The following is a 17,286-nucleotide window of genomic DNA, read 5'->3' on the forward strand; positions in this document are numbered from 1 at the left end:
GCGTCGTTACATCACTTGGTGATTTCGACGTTCCAGAGCACCGGCACCGGCGAAATCAGGTACCCCTTGACGCTCTTGCGCATGGCAACCGGCTGGACGTACTCGCCGACCGGAATCTCCGGCGTAAACTCGATGACGCGTTGCTGTACCGCTTCGGCAATTGCCTTCTGCTTGGCGGGATCGGTCTCGCGGGCAAAGTCGTCGCGCAGCTTCTCCAGCTTCTCGTCACAGGGCCAGCCGAACGAGGCCTTCTCGCAAGCCGCGTTCACGTAGGCCGTCGAGATCGGGTTCATCACGTCGGCGGCGACCCAGGCCGTGAGGAAGGCGTTCCAGCCGCCCGCTTCCGGCGAGTCCTTCTTGGCACGGCGGGCGACCAGGGTCTGCCAATCCATCGACTGCATGTCGACCTTGAAGCCCGCCTTCTCCATCAGCGATTTCGCCACCGGAGCAAGGTTGGTCAGGGTCTTGAGGTCGGTGGAGTGCATCAGCACCACCGGCGTGCCGTCGTAGCCCGCCTCCTTCAGCAGCTCCTGCGCCTTTTTGGCGTTGGAGGTCAGCAGCCCGTCCATTCCCTTGGTGCTGGCGAAAGTCGTGTCGCAGATGAACAGCGCCTTGCACGGCCTGATGTAGTTCTCGTCACCGATGGTCGCCATCAGGAAATCTTCCTGGTTGAAGGCGTACCACAACGCATGGCGGACTTTCGGATTGTCGAACGGCTTGTGCAGCGTGTTCGGCCGGAAGACGTATTGCAGCTTCGCCAGCGGCGACACGACAATATTTACGCTCGGATCCTTCTTCAGGGTTGGAAGCAGGTCGTGGCTGGGCGCCTCGATGAAGTCGATCTCGCCCTTCGACAGCGCGTTGACCGCTTGCTGCGCATCCGAAATGGCGCGCCACTCGACGCGATCCACCTTCGCGACCTTGCCGCCGGCAAGACCCGAGGCCGGCTCGGCGCGCGGCTTGTACTTGTCGAACTTGATGTAGACGGTCTTGTCGCCCGGTTTCCACTCATCCTTGACGAAGACGAAGGGGCCGGAACCAGTGAAATCCTCGATCTGCTTGTTGGGATCGGTGTCGGCGACGCGCTTGGGCATCATGAACGGCACGTTGGAGGACGGCTTCGACAGACCTAGCAGCACGAGGCCGGTCGGCTCCTTGAGCTTGATGGTGAAAGTCTTGGCATCGACCGCATCGATCGAAGCAACGAAGGTCATCATTTTCTGACCGAGCGAGTCCTTGACCGCCCAGCGTTTGATGGAGGCAATGCAGTCTTCCGACGTCACTGGCTTGCCGTCGTGCCACAACAGGCCTTCGCGCAACGTGAAAGTGTAGGTCTTCTTGTCGGCCGAGGTGTCGTACTTCTCGACCATCTGCGGCTTGATCTCGCCCTTTTCATCCTGCGCGAGCAGCGTGTCATAGATCATGTAGCCGTGGTTGCGGACGATGTAGGCCGTGGTCCAGATTGGATCCAGGATCTTCAGATCCGAGTGCATGACGGCGCGCAACGTGGTCTGGGCAAGCGCGGGCGCTGCCACAGTCACCAGGCTGCCGACACAAGTCGCAGCAAGAATTGCTTTTCTGAACGCGTTCATTCCTTCACCTCCGTTGTCGTCTCGACGCCCGAACGCCTAATGTTCGGGCCCCTGCCCGGTTTCTAAGCGGACTATAGGGTCGATATTCAGCTTCACAACACCCTTTTGACCCGACGACAGTGGTGACGCCGGCGCTCAGGCAGAAATCAGGACAGCCCTCCGGACAGGTCCATTCGCGGCCGGCTTACGCCCGCCACCGGATGGATTGCAACCCCGGATCAGCTCCGCCAACACGCCTTCTCAAAAACCTACAATCAAGAATGATGCCAGAATTACCGTTACCCCTACCTCGCACCGGGAAGGTCCGAACGCGCCATGTTTTCCCTTTACAAATTCGCCGCCGCTCCTTCTCGTAAAGGGCCCACACCGAACCCAAACATTCCGGCCCAACCGGGAGGACCCATATGAATCCTGCCAACCTCCCCTTCGATTCCGAGACCATGCTGCAGGGTTTACGGGCCTGGGTGGAATGCGAAAGCCCCACCTGGGATGCCGGCGCGGTCGATCGCATGCTCGATCTTGCGGCGCGGGAGATGGCCATCATGGGTGCGACCATCGAACGCATCGCCGGGCGGCAGGGCTTTGCCGGCTGCGTCCGCGCGCGCTTCCCTCACCCGAAGCTGGGTGAGCCTGGAATCCTGATCGCGGGTCATCTCGACACCGTCCATCCCGTCGGCACGCTGGAAAAGCTGGCGTGGCGGCGCGAGGGCAACAAATGCTACGGCCCGGGCATATTCGACATGAAGGGCGGCAACTACCTCAGCTTAGAGGCGATCCGGCAACTGGCGCGTGCATCGTTCACCACGCCGCTGCCGATCACGGTACTGTTCACGCCGGACGAAGAGGTCGGCACGCCATCGACCCGCGACATCATCGAGGCCGAAGCCGCCCGCAACAAATACGTGCTGGTGCCGGAGCCGGGTCGCGCCAACAACGGCGTGGTCACCGGGCGATATGCGATTGCCCGGTTCAATCTCGAAGCGATCGGCAAGCCGAGCCATGCCGGCGCCACGCTCTCATCCGGCCGTTCCGCGATCCGCGAGATGGCACGCCAGATTATCGCCATCGACGGTATGACGACTGAAGATTGCACTTTTTCGGTCGGCATTGTGCATGGCGGCCAGTGGGTGAACTGCGTCGCCACCACCTGCACCGGCGAGGCGCTCAGCATGGCCAAGCGGCAGGCAGATCTCGACCGCGGCGTCGCGCGGATGCTCGCGCTTTCCGGGACCGGCAATGACGTCACGTTCAAGGTCACCCGCGGCGTGACCCGGCCGGTGTGGGAGCCTGACGCCGGCACGATGGCGCTCTACGAACAGGCGCGCAACGTGGCCCGGAGCCTGGGCGTCGAGCTGCCGCACGCCAGCGCCGGCGGCGGCTCCGACGGCAACTTTACGGGCGCGATGGGTATCCCTACCCTCGATGGCCTGGGCGTTCGAGGTGCCGACGCGCATACGCTCAACGAACATATCGAGATCGACAGTCTCGCCGAGCGCGGCCGCTTGATGGCGGGTCTGCTGGCGACATTGACGTGAGCGCCAGGCATCTCTCCCCATCATTACCTGCGGCAAACGCAGAGCGTTTGCGCAAGGGAGCAACGCTCCCAGGCAATGCCTAACGGCGCAAGCCGCTGCGTGGATTGCTTCGCTTCGCTCGCAATGGCGGATGGGGCGGCATGCAAAACGGAATTGCTCCACGGCTTGCGCTTGGCACAATGACACGCTTAACGTCCCCCAACGAATGCACCGGTGAGAAAACTTGATGACCCGCATTGCCGTTGGTGCCTTTCTGCACGAGACCAACACGTTCGCGCCGACCAAGGCGACCTATGACGATTTCGTTCATGGTGGTGGATGGCCGTCGATGGCGCATGGCGCCGACGTGCTCAAGGTGATGCGCAAGGTCAATATCGGCCTTGCCGGCTTTGTCGAAGCCGCCGAGGCCAATGGCTGGGAGCTGGTGCCGACGATCTCGGCGGCCGCTGTTCCATCAGCCCATGTCACCAAGGATGCCTTCGAACGCATCATGAAGGAAATGGTCGACGGCATCGCAGCGGCCGGACCGATCGATGCCGTCTATCTCGACCTGCACGGCGCCATGGTCACTGAGCATTACGACGACGGCGAAGGCGAAACGCTTGCCCGGGTGCGCAAGGTGATCGGCAAGGACCTGCCGCTGGTCGTCAGCCTCGACCTCCATGCCAACGTCTCGCCCGAGATGATGGAACATTCGGATGCGCTCATCGCCTACCGCACCTACCCTCACGTCGACATGGCCGATACCGGCCGGGCCTGCGCAAAGCATCTGGCGCTGATGCTCAAGACAAAGGCACGCTACGCAAAAGCCTTCCGGCAATTGCCGTTCCTGATTCCGATCAGCTGGCAATGCACCAACGACCAGCCGACCAAAGGCATTTATGAAAAACTGGCGGCGCTGGAGAGCGTTTCAGTTCCGACGCTGTCATTCGCCCCCGGATTTCCGGCCGCCGATTTTCGCGATTGTGGCCCCAGCGTATTCGCCTACGGCGCGACGCAGGCCGATGCGGATGCCGCCGCCGACCAAGTCGTAGCGCTGGTCGAGAGTCACGAGGACGATTTCGACGGCCGCATCTATTCGCCCGACGACGGCGTGCGCCACGCCATGGAATTGGCCAAGAACGCCAGCAAGCCGATCGTCATCGCCGACACTCAGGACAATCCCGGCGCCGGCGGCGATTCCGACACGACAGGCATGCTGCGTGCGCTGGTCCGCAACAAGGCGACCCGCGCCGCCACCGGCGTGATCTACGATCCGCAATCGGCGAAGGCCGCGCATGCCGCGGGCGTCGGCGCCACCGTGACGCTTTCGCTCGGCGGCAAGTCCGGCATCCCGGGCGACGCGCCGTATCAAGAAACGTTCGTCGTCGAAAAACTGTCGGACGGCAAGTTCGTGGCGTCCGGCCCCTATTATGGCGGCCGCGACATGGAAATGGGACCGTCAGCGTGCCTGCGCATCGGCGATGTCCGTGTGGTCGTGAGTTCCTACAAGGCACAGCTCGCCGACCAGGCGATGTACCGTTATGTCGGGATCGAGCCGACCGAACAGGCAATCCTGGTCAACAAGAGTTCGGTGCACTTCCGCGCCGACTTTGAGCCGATCGCCGAAAAACTGCTGATCTGCGCCGCGCCCGGCGCGATGCCGGCCGACACCGCTACCCTGCCCTGGACGCGGCTGCGTCCGGGTATCCGCATCAAGCCGAACGGCCCTGCTTTTGCGACTCCAGCCAAATCTCGTTCAACCGTAACCGGATAAACAGACATGCCCACCATCGAACGCATCGACGGCTATGCCGAAGAACTCACCGCTATCAGGCGCGATCTTCATGCGCATCCCGAGATCGGCTTCGAGGAGGTCCGCACCTCAGGCATCGTCGCCGACAAGCTGACGCAATGGGGCATCGAGGTGCATCGCGGCCTTGGCGGCACCGGCGTCGTCGGCGTGCTCAAGGGCAAGGGCAGCAGCGGCATGAGGATCGGCCTGCGCGCCGACATGGACGCGCTGCCGATGGAAGAGAACACCAACCTGCGCTGGCGCTCGACCATTCCCGGCCGCTTCCATGGCTGCGGCCATGACGGCCACACCACCATGCTGCTCGGCACCGCGCGCTATCTCGCCGAGACCAGGAATTTCGACGGCACCGTGCATTTCATCTTCCAGCCCGCCGAAGAAGGCCTCGGCGGCGCGCGCGCGATGATCAAGGACGGACTGTTCCAGAAGTTTCCCTGCGACGAGGTCTACGGGCTGCACAACGCGCCTGATCTGAACCACGGCGAGATCGCGATCCTGCCGGGCCCGGCGATGGCCGGCGCCGATTTCTTCGACATCACGATCGACGGCTACGGCGCCCATGGCGCGATGCCGGAGCGCTCCAAGGATGCCGTGATCATCGCCACCACGCTGGCACAGGCGCTGCAGACCGTCGTCAGCCGCAACGTGCCCCCGCATCACCCGGCGGTGCTGTCGATCACGCAGATCCATGCCGGCTCGGCCTACAACGTCATTCCCGGCCAGGCCAAGCTGTGCGGCACCGTCCGCGCTTTCGATGACGGCGTGCGTGCGCTGATCCGCGAGCGCATGCGCGCGATCTGCGCCGGCATCGCCGCGGCGTTCCAGTGCGAGATCACTGCCGACATCCGCGACACCTTCAGCGTGCTGGTGAACCAGGAAGAGCAGTCGCGGATCGTTGAGGCGGTGGCGCGTACGGTGGTCGATCCGGACAAGGTGATCACCCGCACCGAGCCGAAGATGGGCAGCGAGGATTTCGCCGACATGATGCAGGCGGTGCCCGGCGCCTATTTCTGGGTCGGCCATGAAGGCTCGGTGCCCGTGCACAATCCCGGTTTCGTCCTCGACGACAAGATCCTGCCGATCGGGGCCAGCATGTTCGCGCGCATCATCGAGACCCGTATGCCAGTAGGTTAGGTGCCCATGCATAAAACCAAAAAAGAAGAAGAGGTCACGTCGCTGCACGATCTCAGCGCTGTCGACCTTCTCGCCGGCTATCGCGCCAAGCAGTTCTCGCCGTCCGAAGTGCTGGAGGAAGTGCTGGCGCATGTCGCGGCGTGGGAGCCGCACATCAAGGCGCTCTATCTGCTCGATCCCGAGGGCGCGCGCGCCGTCGCCAAGGCCTCGACCGACCGCTGGCAGAAGGGCGAGCCTGTCGGCACGCTCGACGGCGTGCCGGTGACGATCAAGGACAATATCGCCACCAGGGACCAGCCGGTGCCGCTCGGCGCCGCCAGCGTCAAGCTGGTGCCCTCACCGAAGGACGCGCCGCCGGCCGCACGGCTGCGCGAAGCCGGCTCCATCATCTTCTCCAAAACGACGATGCCGGATTACGGCATGCTGTCGTCGGGCCTTTCGAGCTTCCATCCCCTCACCCGCAATCCCTGGGACCTCAGCAAGAACCCCGGTGGATCCTCTTCCGGCGCCGGCGCCACCGGCGCAGCCGGTTACGGCCCGCTGCATCTCGGCACGGATATCGGCGGCTCGGTGCGGCTGCCGGCCTGCTGGTGCGGCCTGGTCGGGCTGAAGCCTAGCCTTGGGCGCGTTCCGGTCGATCCGTTCTATGTCGGACGCGTCGCCGGGCCGATGACCCGCATCGTCGACGATGCGGCGCTGATGATGAGCGTGCTGTCGCGGCCGGACCGGCGCGACGGCATGAGCCTGCCCGCGCATGAGATCAACTGGAAGGGGCTCGACAAATCGCCGCGCAAAGTGCGGATCGGGTTGATGCTCGATGCCGGCACCGGCCAGCCGCTCGAGAAGGAAGTGCGCGAGGTCGCCGTCGAGGCCGCCAAGTCGTTCGAATCCGCCGGCGCGGTCGTTACCGAAATCGACGGCATATTGACGCGCGAGATGCTCGACGGAATCGACAATTTCTTTCGCGCGCGAAGCTGGGACGATATTTCCAGGCTGACGCCGGAGGAGCGCAGCAAGATGCTGCCTTACATCCTTCAATGGGCAGAGGCCGGCGCGAAGCTCTCAGGCCTTGATGTCATCAGGGGCTTCAACGCCACCATGGCGATCCGCACCGCCGCGGCAAAGCTGTTCTGCGATCTCGATTATGTCGTCTCCCCGGTGTCGCCGGTGGTCAACTTCCCGGCCGAGTTCGCCTCCCCGGTCAACGATCCCGAAAGGCCGTTCGAGCACATCGCCTATACCGTGCCGTGGAATATGTCGGAAAACCCGGCCGTCTCGATCAATGGCGGCTACGACAAAAAGGGCTTTCCGATCGGCGTGCAGATCGTCGGCCGGCGGTTCGACGATCTCGGCGTGCTCGGCATGGCCAAGGCGTTCGAAGGCCTGCGCGGCCCGCAAAAGCCGTGGCCTGCCCCGCCGAAGAAGTAATTATCCCTCAACGCCGTCATGGCCGGGCTTGACCCGGCCATCCACGTCTTGGCTACTCTGCCAAGGAAAGACGTGGATGCCCGGCACATAGGCGAGCAAAGCGACGCCGTCCTTCAGACGGCTATGGCCGGGCATGACGATGCGGATGAGCTAGACGAAAAAAACAATTTAGAGAGAGGAAACCCCCATGGCGTATGAGACCATCAAGTACGAGGTCGCCGAGCAGATTCTCACCATCACCTTGAACCGGCCCGACAAGCTCAACGCCTTCAACGGCACCATGCAGCAGGAATTGATCGACGCGTTCGACGCGGCCGACAAGGACGACAATATCAGGGCCATCATCGTCACCGGCGCCGGCCGCGGTTTCTGCGCCGGCGCTGATCTTTCTTCCGGCGCCAATACGTTCGATCGCGACGCGCGGCGTGGGCCGGTGAAGCGGCTTGCGGATGGCACTGTCGATTACAGCGATCCGCAGGTGCGCGACGGCGGCGGACAGGTGACGCTACGCATCTTCAAATGTTTAAAACCCGTGATCGCGGCGGTGAACGGACCGGCAGTCGGCATCGGCGTCACCATGCAGCTCGCGATGGACATCCGCATTGCGAGCGAAGCCGCGCGCTTCGGTTTTGTGTTCTCCCAGCGCGGCATCGTGCCGGAGGCCGCCTCGAGCTGGTTCCTGCCGCGCCTCGTCGGCATCGCCCAGGCACTGGAGTGGTGCTACACCGGCCGCGTCTTTCCGGCCCAAGAGGCCCTCGCCGGCCGCCTCGTCAGCAAGGTGGTGCCGCCGGATGATTTGCTGCCGACCGCCCGCGCACTCGCCAAGGAAATCGCCGCCAAGACCGCCCCCGTTTCTGTGGCGCTGATCCGTCAGATGATGTGGCGCATGATGGGCGCCGACGATCCGATGGAAGCCCACAAGGTCGACAGCCGCGGCATCTATGCCCGCGGCCGCTCCGACGACGTCAGGGAAGGCGTGGTGTCGTTTTTGGAAAAGCGCCCGGCGCAATTCAAGAACAAGGTTTCAACAGACATGCCCGACTATTACCCGTGGTGGGACGAGCGGGAGTATAAGTGACGGCAAAGCCGTCATCCCGGGGCGATGCGAAGCATCGAACCCGGGATCTCGAGATTCCCCGGTGCGCAATTGCGCACCTGAGGTCTGGTGCTGCGCACCATCCCGGAATGACGGATCGTATAATGACAGCCGGCCAAGGCGGCGTTGTCCTGCTGCACGGCATCAGCAGAACCCACCCACCGCTCATTTCAAAAAATGCAGGCCGCGCTCCAGGCCGCCGGCTTCGCCACACTGAACGTCGGCTATCCGAGCCGAAGCCACCCGCTCGAAACGCTGGCGGAAGAAATCCACTCCACCATCACGCAGTTCACCGCAGCCACCGAAGGCCAAATTCATTTCGTCGGCCATTCGATGGGCGGCCTGCTGGCCCGCGTCTACCTTTCCAGATACCGGCCGCAGCGCCTCGGCCGCGTCGTGATGCTCGGGACGCCCAATGGCGGCAGCGAAATCGCCGATCGCCTGAAGAATGTTTCGCTCTACCGCGCCTGGTTCGGCCCCGCCGGCGAACAACTCGTGACCCGGCGCGACGCCGCGACCAACGCACTGTTTCCGCCGGTCGATTTTCCCGTCGGCATCATCGCGGGAAACCGGTCGGTCGATCCGACCTCTTCGCTGTTCCTGCCGAAGCCGCATGACGGCAGGGTGTCGGTGGAAAACACCAAGCTCGACGGGATGGCGGATCATGTTGTGATCGGCACGTCGCATCCCTGGCTGCCACGGAATAGTGTGGCGATCGCGCAGACGATTGCGTTTCTGAGGGATGGCAAGTTCAGCAGGCCGTAGGGTGGGCAAAGGCGCGCTTGCGCCGTGCCCACCATTCTTCGTGGATGCAATGTTGGTGGGCACGCTTCGCTTTGCCCACCCTACGGCCGTTACCCCATCGTCAGCGCCACGCGGCCGATCGCCTTGCGGTCGATCAACAGCCGCATCGCGCGGGCGTAGTCTTCCAGTGGCAGCCGGTGGGAGATGTTGGGGCGGATTTTTCCGGCTTCCGCCCACTCCGTCAGCGCCTTGATCCTGATCTCGCCGAGCGCCGGATTTTTCCGCACCGCCTCGCCGGCGCGCACGCCGAGCACGCTCGCGCCCTTGATCATCAAGAGATTGGTTTTGGCGAGCCCGATGCCGCCGGTGAATCCGATGATCAAGAGCCGCGCTCCCCAGTTGATGCAGCGCATAGAGTTCTCGAACACCTCGCCGCCGACGGGGTCAAACACGACATCCGCGCCGCGCCCGTCGGTGATGCGCTTGACCGCGTCGCGAAACGGTTCCTGGTCATAGCGCACCAGATGATCGGCGCCCCTCGCCCTGGCGATCGCAAGTTTTTCGTCGCTCGACGCGGTCGCGATCACGGTGGCCCCCAACATCTTGCCGATCTCGACGGCGGCCAGTCCCACGCCGCCACCGGCACCATGCACGAGCAGCACTTCACCCGGCTGAACCTGCCCGCGATCGATCAGTGCATGATAGGCCGTACCGTGACCGGCCAGGAACGTCGCGCCCTCTGCATAGTCGAAGGTCGAGGGCAACCGCACGAGTTGCGACGGCGTGGTCACGGCCTCGTCGCAATAAGCGCCATGGCGCATCTTGACGATCACCTTGTCACCGACCTTGACACCCGTTGCGTCGTTCACCTCGACGACGTCGCCCGCGGCCTCAACGCCCGGCGTGAACGGCAATGGCGGTTTGAGCTGGTATTGACCCGCCGCCATCAGGATGTCCGGAAAATTGATCCCGGCGGCTTTGATCGCAACACGCACCTGCCCCGGCGCCAACGGTGCACTTTCAAAGGTTTCCAAGCGCAGGCTCTCGGGCGGACCCAGCTCGCGGCAGATGACGGCTTTCGGCATCAGGCAGCCTTCTCTTGCAGCCGCAGCACGGCTTCGCGGATCAGCGGCATGCGGTCGTTACCAAAGTACATGTCGGTCCTGCCGACGAAGATGGTGGGCGAACCAAAGCCGCCCCGCGCCATCACCTCATCGGTGTTGGCCTTGAGCTGGTCCTTGATCGCCTGCTCGCCAATGCCGGCAAAGAACTTGACGTGATCGACGCCGACGCTCTTGCAGACTCCCGTCAATACCGAGTCCTGCGAAATGTCCTTGTCGCCGCCCCAATAGGTCTCGAACACGGCGCGCGCGAACGGCACCATGTGCTTTTCAGATTCTTTGCCCAGCCAGATGCAGCCGCGCATCGCCTTGACGCTGTTCACCGGAAACACCGTCGGCGGCATCTTGATCGCGAGTCCCGCGGAGCGCGCCCAGTCGGCAAGATCCTTTTTCATGTAACGCGCTTTCAGCGGCACCGGCGTTTCGCGCTGGGCGTAAACGCTGGGATTGATCGTGTTGAAGATGCCGCCGACCAAAATCGGCCGCCACGAAATCTCGACGCCGAGCTCTTTTGCAAGTGGCTGGATGTTGTGGAATGCGAGATAGGTCCAGGGACTGGAACAGTCGAAGAAGAATTCGATCATGGCGTTTCCTTTTTGTGTTTCTAGGTCGTCATTGCGAGCGAAGCGAAGCAATCCATCGCACGGCATAACGGATGGATGGATTGCTTCGTCGCTTCGCTCCTCGCAATGACGGCGCGGTTGGTTCTTACTTCCGTCCGGCCATTTCCTTCGCCCTCGCGCCGAACATGTTCCTGCGCGCTTCCTCGTCGAACGGTTCTTTCACGAACTTGCCGATCGCCAATCCCGCCTGCACCTGCGGCCGGGCGCGCACGACGGCGTACCAGCGCTTGATGTTGGGATAATCCTCGAGCGTAAAGCCCTGTGCCTTGTGGGTCATGGTCCAGGGGAAGCAGGCGATGTCGGCGATCGAATATTCAGCGCCCGCGATATAGGCCCCGGTCTTGCCGAGCTGCGTGTCGAGCACCCGGTAGAGCCGCGCGGCTTCATCCCGGTAGCGCTCGATCGCGTATGGGATCTTTTCCTGCGCATAGAGCGCGAAATGGCCGTGCTGGCCGAGCATGGGCCCGAGCCCACTCATCTGCCACATCACCCACTGCACCGCGTGGGAGCGGTCGCGCATGTCCGCAGGGAGAAAGCGACCGGTCTTTTCTGCCAGGTAAATCAGGATCGCGCCGGTCTCGAACACGGAGAACGGCGCGCCGCCGTCGGCCGGCGCATGGTCGACGATGGCCGGAATGCGGTTGTTGGGACTGATCGCGAGGAATTCCGGCTTGAATTGCTCGCCGGCGCGGATGTTAACCTGGATCACGGTATAGGGGAGCCCGAGTTCCTCCAGCATGATCGAGATTTTCCAGCCATTGGGCGTTGGTGCGTAATGCAGGTCGATCATGGTTTCCCCAGCGTCCGGGATTTTCGAATTATTCCCGGACATTTGGCCCATAGACGCGCTTCGCGCTTTTGGGCGACTTTTGTTGTTCTGTACGCCGATCATAAGACATGGCAGACAGGCGCTCAATCAGAACCACCCGGGAGGCTCCCATGCTGTTTCCAACGACGATCGCAGGCTCACTTCCGAAGCCGGAATGGCTGGCCGAGCCGAACACGCTATGGGCGCCCTGGAAGTCAAAGGGCGATGAACTCGCCCGCGCCAAGCGCGACGCCACCATGCTGGCCGTAAAACTGCAGGAGGATTCCGGCATCGATATCGTCACCGAGGGCGAGCAGGCCCGCCAGCATTTCGTCCACGGTTTTCTGGAAAAGGTCGACGGCATCGATTTCGCCCACAAGGTCGAGATGGGCATCCGCAAGGATCGCTACAAGGCGATGGTGCCGCAGGTGGTGGCGCCGCTGACGCTGAAAGGCCGCGTCCATGCCGATGAGGCCCGCGTCGCCCGCGCCCACACCAAACACAAGCTGAAATTCACGTTGCCCGGCCCGATGACCATCATCGACACGGTGGCGGACGGCCATTACGGCGACCGCGTCAAGATGGCGTTCGCCTTTGCCGAACTGTTGAACGAGGAAGCCAAGGCTTTGCAGGCCGACGGCGTCGACATCATCCAGTTCGACGAGCCCGCCTTCAACGTGTTCATGGACGAGGTTTCGGACTGGGGCATCAAGGCGCTGGAGCGCGCCGCGCAGGGGCTGACCTGCGCCACCGCCGTGCACATCTGCTACGGCTACGGCATCAAGGCCAACACCGACTGGAAGGAAACCCTGGGCAGCGAGTGGCGGCAGTATGAGGAGATTTTCCCGGCGATCGCCAAGAGCTCGATCCAGCAGGTCGCGATCGAATGCCGCAATTCCAAGGTGCCGCTGGACTTGCTGGCGCTGTTGACCGGCAAGATCGTCCAGGCCGGCGTGATCGACGTCGCCAGCGACACGGTCGAGACCGCCGAAGACGTCGTCAAGGTGATCGACGCGGTGTCGAAATTCGTGCCGAAGGCCAACATCGTCGCGACCACCAATTGCGGCATGGCGCCGATGCGCCGGGATATCGCGGAGGCAAAGCTGGCGGCGCTCGGTGCCGGAGCGAAGCTCGCAAGGCAGCAATTGGGGTGATCGTTACTCCCCACCACCGTCATGGCCGGGCTTGACCCGGCCATCCACGTCTTTCTTCGATAAGCAGCATAAGACGTGGATGCCCGGCACAAGGCCGGGCATGACGAGCGATAGGGTCGGGCTCAATCCGTCAATTCACCCGCACTCGGATGCAACACCGGCAGATACCCGGCGTCCATCGCACGCAATGCCGACGGCGGCGTCAGCAGCATCGCATCCCCGATCGCATCGCTGGCTACACGATAGCCCGCCATCGACCACTGCAGCGCCCTGCCCTGCAGAACCAGAAAATACGCCGCCCCCGCCTGCACCATCGCCCCGTCAGGCAGTTTTTCGACCGGCATCGGCAATGGATGCAGCCGCTTCTTGCCTTTCTCCAGCCGTTCCCGATGCAGCACGGCGTCAATATCGCGCGCGAGGACATCGGCGACGCCATTGCCCTTCTCCCACGCGGCGCGAAACCGGTTGGCGTCGTCGCGGCGGCAGAAGAAACAGGGGCGATGGCCGGCGGCGAACGCGGTCGCTTCATCGAGGAAGAACAGTTCGGTCCAGCTGCGCGTGCCCATCACCTGGCGCCGCCATCCCCTGAACTCGCAGACGCACGTGATCCACGCGGGGCTCGCCCAGCGCTTTTTCAGCAGCGTCTTCGTCAGGGGATCATGGATGATGCCGCGATTGCCGGTGAACAGGCCGCGGTGCGGGTCGGCGATGATGTCGCCTGAGGGCGTGACGCGGTTTTGCAGCGGCATGGAAGAGCCCGACTGTTCGTCGCACCGCCATTGCGAGCGATGCGAAGCAATCCATAGCCGCAAAGAAAGTGTGGATTGCTTCGCTGCGCTCGCAATGACGGCTAGAAACTCACGCGCCGTCGCGGATCGGCGGCTGGAACGACAGCGCGGTGTCCCAGGGAAAGTGAATCCAGGTGTCCTGCGACACTTCGGTAATGAAGGTATCGACCAGCGGCTTGCCCTGCGGCTTGGCGTAGACAGCCGCGAAATGCGCCTCCGGCATCATCGAACGCACCAGCCGCCCGGTCTTGCCGGTATCGACGAGGTCGTCGACGATCAACAGCCCCTTGCCGGTACCGCCGCCGAGTTTTGCCACGTCCGCCGAAACGCCCTTGAGAGCCTTCAGGTCGCCCTGTCTGGTGTGGTCATAGCTCGCAATGCAGACGGTATCGATGATGCGAATGCCGAGTTCGCGCGCAACGATCGCGGCCGGCACCAGCCCACCGCGGGTAATCGCAATGATGGCATGAAACGGTCCGACCTCGTTGAGCCGCCAGGTCAGCGCCCGGCAATCCCGGTGAAACTGATCCCACGAGACCGGAAAGGCCTTCTCCAGCGGCGGAGTGACTTTTTCACTCATGACTTCGCTCCAAAACGATCGGCCACCCTTGATCTCCTTTACGATAGCGACTTTGCCATCTCGCTGGTCGCCGACCAGCCCAGTTGCGCGTACAGCGGCCGTCCCATCTTGGTGGCGTGCAGTATCGCGAAACCCACGCCTCGCCTGGCGAATTCCTGGTCCGCGCGGTCCATCAGCGCTTTGGCAATTCCCTGTTTGCGATGCGACGGCTCGACAAACACGTTGAGCACATAGCCGCGCCTGTCCTGCGTCGGATGCGAGGGGCCCGGCGGCCACTCGATGGTCATCAGCCCGATTCCCGCGATGGGCTTGCCGTGTTCCTCGACGATATAGCCGAAATACGATCCGTCACCGAGGTGCTTGGCCAGCCAGGGTCGAAAATGCGCGGTCTGCCTCTCCAAAATCTCTTCGGTCCTGCCCGGCGCGTCGGATTCGCGGAACATCTGTTCGCGGTGCCGGCACACCAGTTCGAGATCGTCGGCGCGGATTGGCCTGGTCGAAATCATCGGTGCTATCGCGGCGTGTTCAAACCCGCCAGCATCTCCTTCACCGCAGCCATCGCGGCGGCGAGCTTGTCGGGATCGCGCGAGCGGACCACGAGATTGGTGTTCGGCTTTTTGTCTTCGTCCTGGAACGGATAGCTGCCGATGATGGTGTCGGGATGGGCGCTCGCGATCGCGCGCAAGGGGCCTCCGATGTCGCCTTCCCGCGCATTCGCCCGGACCGAATCCGACAGCATCCGCACGCCCGATTTCAGCTTCGGCGCGACGATGTCCATCATCGCCTGCATGATCGTGGGAATACCGGCCATCACGATGACGTTGCCGAGTTTGAACCCGGGCGCCAGGATCGTCGCGCTCTGGATCAGTTCGGCACCGTCGGGGACGCGGGCCATGCGCAAGCGCGCCTCGTTCAGATCCTGCTCGGTCCAGCGTTCGCGGAATCGGGCCACCACTTCGGGGTGATGATCGATGCCGACGCCGAACGCCTTGGCGACGCTGTCGGCGGTGATGTCGTCATGGGTCGGCCCGATGCCACCGGTGGTAAAGACGTAATCGTAGCGCTTTCGCAGTGCATCAAGGGCGGCGATGATGTCGGCCTCCTCATCGGCAACGACGCGGACTTCCTTGAGGTCGATCCCGATATTGGTCAGGTACTCGGCGATAAAGCCGATGTTCTTGTCCTTGGTCCGGCCGGACAGGATCTCGTCACCAATGACCAGAATACCCGCTGTGACGATCTCACTCATTTCCAATCCTCACCCTGTCCCCGACTTTGCGCATCCAACGCATTGAAGTCACGGGGCTTTGCTGCCGAAATAAGCACCCGGCAGCCGGTTTTTCAGGCAGCACGGGGAAACAACCCCATACCAAATGCCCCAGCCCATGCATATCGCGCTGGCCCGGCCCTTGCTACCATCCCGTGAAGTCATGCACTGTGTCGCATGGCTTCGAAAGATAGTCAGGACTTATGGCAGTCGCGTTTGATGAAATGAACGGCCCCGGCGGGGACCTCCGGTCCGCCTACCAGGAACTCTCCCGCTGGTTGAAGGAGACGCCTCCGGACGCCCTTGAATATCGCCGCCAGGAAGCGGAGCTGTTGTTCCGCCGGATCGGCATCACCTTCGCCGTTTATGGCGACGCAGAAGCCCAGGAACGGCTGATCCCCTTCGACGTGATCCCCCGGATCATGTCGGCCAAGGAATGGACGCTGCTGGAAAAGGGCCTGAAGCAGCGGGTCCGCGCCCTCAACATGTTCCTGCGCGACATCTATCACGGCCGCGACATCCTGCGCGCCAATATCATCCCCGACGATCTGATCTTCCAGAATCCGGTCTTCCGCCCCGAGATGAATGGCCAGGCCGTCCCCCACGACGTCTACGTCCATATCGCCGGGATCGATATCGTCCGGGTCGACGCCGACAATTTCATCGTGCTGGAGGACAATGCGCGGACCCCGTCCGGCGTGTCCTACATGCTGGAAAACCGCGAAATCATGATGCGGCTGTTTCCGGACCTGTTCGCCCGCCACCGCGTCGCACCGGTGGAGAAATATCCCGACGAACTGCTGTCGGCACTGCGCTCGGTGGCGCCGCTCTCCGCTTCCGCCGAGCCGACGGTCGCACTGATGACGCCCGGCGTCTACAATTCAGCCTATTACGAGCACTCGTTCCTGGCCGACAAGCTCGGCATCGAGCTGGTCGAGGGCCGCGACCTCATCGTCAAGAACGACGAAGTGTTCATGCGCACCACCGAGGGCCTCAAACGCGTCGATGTGATCTACCGCCGCGTCGACGACGACTTCCTGGATCCCCTGACCTTCCGCCCGGATTCCGCGCTCGGCGTGCCCGGGCTAATGTCGGCCTATGCGGCCGGCAACGTCACGCTCGCCAACGCCGTCGGCACCGGCATCGCCGACGACAAGGCGGTTTATTCCTACATGCCCGACATCGTGAAATTCTATCTCGGCGAAGAGCCGATCCTGAAGAACGTCCCGACCTGGCGCTGCCGCGAGCCCAAGGACCTCGCCTACGTGCTCGACAACCTCGGGGATCTCGTGGTCAAGGAAGTGCACGGCTCGGGCGGCTACGGCATGCTGATCGGCCCCGCCGCCACCAAGGCGACGATCGAGGCGTTCCGCGACAAGCTCAAGCGCGAGCCCGAGGGTTTTATCGCGCAGCCGACGCTGGCGCTGTCGACCTGCCCGACCTGCACCGCGTCCGGCCTCGCGCCGCGCCATGTCGACCTCCGGCCGTTTGTGCTGACCGGGCGCGATCACGTCACCATCGTGCCGGGCGGGCTGACCCGCGTGGCGCTGAAGGAAGGCTCCCTGGTGGTCAATTCGAGCCAGGGCGGCGGCACCAAGGACACCTGGATTCTGGACGAATAGAG

The 17,286-nt window shown here is 63.1% G+C and carries 16 protein-coding genes; 8 read left to right on the forward strand and 8 right to left on the reverse strand.

Features of this window, described 5'->3' with window-relative positions:
• Positions 1–11 precede the first annotated feature (11 nt).
• Positions 12–1,592 carry an ABC transporter substrate-binding protein gene (locus JQ567_RS22450; protein ID WP_249165620.1) on the reverse strand — a complete coding sequence of 527 codons (1,581 nt, stop codon included), beginning with the start codon at positions 1,590–1,592 and terminating at the stop codon, positions 12–14.
• Between the two features lie 404 nt (positions 1,593–1,996).
• Here JQ567_RS22450 and JQ567_RS22455 point away from each other — a divergent pair, with 404 nt between their 5' ends.
• The 6 genes from JQ567_RS22455 (at position 1,997) to JQ567_RS22480 (ending at position 9,342) form a co-directional block, all read left to right on the forward strand.
• Entirely contained in the window at positions 1,997–3,127 is a 1,131-nt protein-coding gene (locus JQ567_RS22455) for a M20/M25/M40 family metallo-hydrolase (RefSeq protein WP_212440803.1), read from the forward strand.
• 226 nt (positions 3,128–3,353) lie between these two features.
• Positions 3,354–4,883, forward strand: coding sequence for a M81 family metallopeptidase (locus tag JQ567_RS22460; protein WP_212440804.1), 1,530 nt, complete (start codon positions 3,354–3,356; stop codon positions 4,881–4,883).
• Between the two features lie 6 nt (positions 4,884–4,889).
• Positions 4,890–6,053: a M20 aminoacylase family protein gene (locus JQ567_RS22465; RefSeq protein WP_212440805.1), complete on the forward strand. Its 1,164-nt coding sequence runs from the start codon at positions 4,890–4,892 to the stop codon at positions 6,051–6,053.
• A gap of 6 nt (positions 6,054–6,059) precedes the next feature.
• Positions 6,060–7,481: an amidase gene (locus tag JQ567_RS22470; protein WP_212440806.1), complete on the forward strand. Its 1,422-nt coding sequence runs from the start codon at positions 6,060–6,062 to the stop codon at positions 7,479–7,481.
• Positions 7,482–7,668: 187 nt separating this feature from the next.
• Positions 7,669–8,559 (forward strand): crotonase/enoyl-CoA hydratase family protein, encoded by an 891-nt coding sequence (locus JQ567_RS22475; protein WP_212440807.1) that lies wholly within the window; start codon positions 7,669–7,671, stop codon positions 8,557–8,559.
• A gap of 195 nt (positions 8,560–8,754) precedes the next feature.
• Complete coding sequence (locus JQ567_RS22480; RefSeq protein WP_249165621.1) at positions 8,755–9,342, forward strand: alpha/beta fold hydrolase; 588 nt, start codon at positions 8,755–8,757, stop codon at positions 9,340–9,342.
• Between the two features lie 89 nt (positions 9,343–9,431).
• On the opposite strand, the gene JQ567_RS22485 is transcribed toward JQ567_RS22480, so the two are convergent.
• The 3 genes from JQ567_RS22485 to JQ567_RS22495 all read right to left on the reverse strand — a co-directional run bounded on the left by JQ567_RS22485 (position 9,432) and on the right by JQ567_RS22495 (position 11,855).
• A complete protein-coding gene (locus JQ567_RS22485) occupies positions 9,432–10,406 on the reverse strand; it encodes an NADPH:quinone oxidoreductase family protein (RefSeq protein WP_212440808.1) in 975 nt (324 codons plus the stop codon).
• Positions 10,406–11,026, reverse strand: a complete 621-nt coding sequence (locus JQ567_RS22490) for a 2-hydroxychromene-2-carboxylate isomerase (protein WP_212440809.1) — start codon at positions 11,024–11,026, stop codon at positions 10,406–10,408. Before JQ567_RS22490 ends, JQ567_RS22485 begins: the two co-directional genes overlap by 1 nt.
• Positions 11,027–11,150: 124 nt before the next feature.
• Positions 11,151–11,855, reverse strand: coding sequence for a glutathione binding-like protein (locus tag JQ567_RS22495; RefSeq protein ID WP_212440810.1), 705 nt, complete (start codon positions 11,853–11,855; stop codon positions 11,151–11,153).
• Between the two features lie 149 nt (positions 11,856–12,004).
• Here JQ567_RS22495 and JQ567_RS22500 point away from each other — a divergent pair, with 149 nt between their 5' ends.
• Positions 12,005–13,027: a methionine synthase gene (locus JQ567_RS22500; RefSeq protein WP_212440811.1), complete on the forward strand. Its 1,023-nt coding sequence runs from the start codon at positions 12,005–12,007 to the stop codon at positions 13,025–13,027.
• Positions 13,028–13,149: 122 nt separating this feature from the next.
• Here the strand turns inward: JQ567_RS22500 and JQ567_RS22505 are convergent, their stop codons facing one another.
• The 4 genes from JQ567_RS22505 to JQ567_RS22520 form a co-directional block, all read right to left on the reverse strand.
• Positions 13,150–13,776, reverse strand: coding sequence for a hypothetical protein (locus tag JQ567_RS22505; protein ID WP_212440812.1), 627 nt, complete (start codon positions 13,774–13,776; stop codon positions 13,150–13,152).
• A 109-nt stretch (positions 13,777–13,885) separates the two neighbouring features.
• Positions 13,886–14,395: a xanthine phosphoribosyltransferase gene (gene gpt / locus JQ567_RS22510; protein ID WP_192734055.1), complete on the reverse strand. Its 510-nt coding sequence runs from the start codon at positions 14,393–14,395 to the stop codon at positions 13,886–13,888.
• Positions 14,396–14,433: 38 nt separating this feature from the next.
• Positions 14,434–14,901: a GNAT family N-acetyltransferase gene (locus JQ567_RS22515; RefSeq protein ID WP_212440813.1), complete on the reverse strand. Its 468-nt coding sequence runs from the start codon at positions 14,899–14,901 to the stop codon at positions 14,434–14,436.
• 5 nt (positions 14,902–14,906) lie between these two features.
• Positions 14,907–15,644 carry a molybdopterin-binding protein gene (locus tag JQ567_RS22520; RefSeq protein ID WP_211996254.1) on the reverse strand — a complete coding sequence of 246 codons (738 nt, stop codon included), beginning with the start codon at positions 15,642–15,644 and terminating at the stop codon, positions 14,907–14,909.
• Between the two features lie 221 nt (positions 15,645–15,865).
• On the opposite strand from JQ567_RS22520, the gene JQ567_RS22525 reads away from it, so the two are divergent.
• Positions 15,866–17,284, forward strand: coding sequence for a circularly permuted type 2 ATP-grasp protein (locus JQ567_RS22525; RefSeq protein WP_212440814.1), 1,419 nt, complete (start codon positions 15,866–15,868; stop codon positions 17,282–17,284).
• Positions 17,285–17,286: the final 2 nt, after the last annotated feature.

Origin of the sequence: Bradyrhizobium sp. AUGA SZCCT0431, assembly GCF_018131065.1 — a bacterium.
GTDB lineage: Bacteria > Pseudomonadota > Alphaproteobacteria > Rhizobiales > Xanthobacteraceae > Bradyrhizobium.